This is a genomic window from Dellaglioa sp. CoH-55-MRSF-9 (genome assembly GCF_056782155.1).
This window is the reverse complement of record NZ_JBXAYG010000074.1, coordinates 1-277: the sequence shown is the minus strand read 5'-3', so window position 1 is coordinate 277 and position 277 is coordinate 1. Positions and strand designations below refer to the sequence as shown.

The 277-nt window shown below is 56.7% G+C and carries 1 protein-coding gene; it reads left to right on the top strand.

The annotated features are described in order from the left end of the window. A partial coding sequence (locus AC1RPV_RS07850; RefSeq protein ID WP_481764211.1) for a hypothetical protein occupies positions 1–277 on the top strand: 277 nt, incomplete at both ends.

Below are 277 nucleotides of genomic sequence, written 5' to 3'. Positions count from 1 at the left end.
GGAACGGCCCGCTCGAACTCGACACGAATCTTACCGTCGAATACAACTTCGATGAAATCGACATGGAAGAGTTGCGTAGCGATATTGAGGCCGAATTCGAAATCGATGCGGGGAGCCCGGTAACGGACCCGTGGACCACGATGCGTGATATCGTGGAAGCTGTGGTGCGCGGTATCGCGGCGCAAGAAGCGGACGAAGAAGCCGACGAGCAGCTTCTGGCCGCGATTCAGAAAGTAGCGGCCGAAGCTACCGGAATCCAGATCAAGTGCGCCATGAA